Source organism: Streptomyces anatolicus, from assembly GCF_019400875.1.
Lineage (GTDB): Bacteria > Actinomycetota > Actinomycetes > Streptomycetales > Streptomycetaceae > Streptomyces > Streptomyces anatolicus.
Window position 1 is genome coordinate 1 of the sequence record NZ_WMBF01000803.1, and the last position, 1,573, is coordinate 1,573.

At 72.8% G+C, this 1,573-nt stretch carries 1 protein-coding gene and 1 pseudogene; both read left to right on the forward strand.

All coding sequences use genetic code 11. The annotated features are described in order from the left end of the window. Window positions 1–293: pseudogene (locus GKQ77_RS32585) on the forward strand (alkaline phosphatase D family protein); the annotation flags it as partial. A gap of 250 nt (window positions 294–543) precedes the next feature. Next, the coding region (locus tag GKQ77_RS32590) for an FAD/NAD(P)-binding protein (protein ID WP_258022348.1) at window positions 544–1,573 on the forward strand (1,030 nt) is incomplete at its 3' end.

Genomic DNA, 1,573 nt, shown 5'->3' on the forward strand with positions numbered 1-1,573 from the left:
TCCTCCAGCTGACCTGCTCCCCCGTCCACAACTCCATCCCCGCGTCGATAAAGCTCGGCTTCCGCTTCGGCTGGAGCCGGGTGGGCCGCTCCCTCGGCCGCCGCTTCGCACGCCACGCCGGGCTCACCCAGGCGGGCATCGACTGGCGCCGCACGGGAGGACCCTGGTTCGGCAACCAGCTCATGACCCTCACCCTGCACGGCCGCTCGGCCCGGCTCCGCCTGGACCAGGCGAGGGCGGTACGAGGTGGTGGCGTACGCCTGGAAACGGCGGAGGAGCGGAAGTTGTCGTAAGGGGAGTGCCCGCCTGGCGCAGGCGGAGACGTGACACACCCCACACCCGCACATGGATCCTCCACCCAGGGTTCGGCATCAGGGGTTCCGGCGGCATGATGAGGCGGACCGTCCGCTTCCAGCGTTCGACCGCGTCCTCTATGCCCCGGGAGTCACGCTTTTGTCCGCCTCTCTGCCCGCGCAGCGTCCGCGCCCGCGCCCGCGCTCCTCCGCGTCGCGACCGTCCGCGCCGGATGCGACCGCCCTCGCCCTGGTCGGCGCGGGCCCCCGCGGCACCAGCGTGCTCGAACGGCTCTGCGCCTCGGCGGGTGAACTCCTTGCCCCGGGGACACGGCTGACGGTGCATGTCGTCGACCCCGCCCCGCCGGGCGCCGGACGCGTGTGGCGGACGGCGCAGTCGGCCGAGCTGCTGATGAACACCGTCGCCTCGCAGGTGACCCTCTTCACCGACGAGAGCGTCGACTGCTCGGGGCCGATACGACCGGGCCCGAGCCTGCACGAGTGGGCGGCCGAGGGGCACGCCCCGGGGCTCGGGCCCGACGACTACCCCACCCGAGCCTGCTACGGCCGTTATCTGGAGTGGGTCTTCACCGAGACGGTACGCGCGGCGCCCGACTCCGTCCGCGTACGGGTCCACGCGGCACGCGCTTTGCGGCTCGATGAGACGGCGGACGGCCTCCAGAGCCTCGTACTGGACAACGGCCTCGAACTGTCCGGCCTTTCGGCCGTCATCCTGACGCAGGGCCACCTGCCGACCCGCGCCGACGACGAAACGATGCGCCTGTCCGAGCACGCCGCCCTGCACGGCCTGCGCCACTTCCCGCCCGCCAACCCGGCCGACCTGGACCTCTCCGTGATCGCCCCCGGCGAGCCCGTACTGCTGCGCGGCCTCGGCCTCAACTTCTTCGACCACATGGCGCTGTTGAGCAGCGGCCGGGGCGGCCGGTACCTGCGAACCGCGGACGGCACCCTGCGCTACGAGCCCTCGGGACACGAGCCGCGGCTGTACGCGGGCTCGCGGCGCGGCATCCCGTACCAGGCGCGCGGGGACAACGCGAAGGGCCCCTACGGGCGGCACGAGCCCGCGGTCCTCACCGACGACGTCATCGCCCGCTTCCGCAAGCGCGCGGACAGCGGTGACGCGCCCGACTTCCTGGACGAGATATGGCCACTGGTCGCGAAGGAGGTGGAGACGGTCTATTACGAGGCGCTGCTCGCCGCGCGGCGCGGCCCCAGTGCGGCGAACAACCCCCCGCTCAGCGCACCTGACACCCCACCGC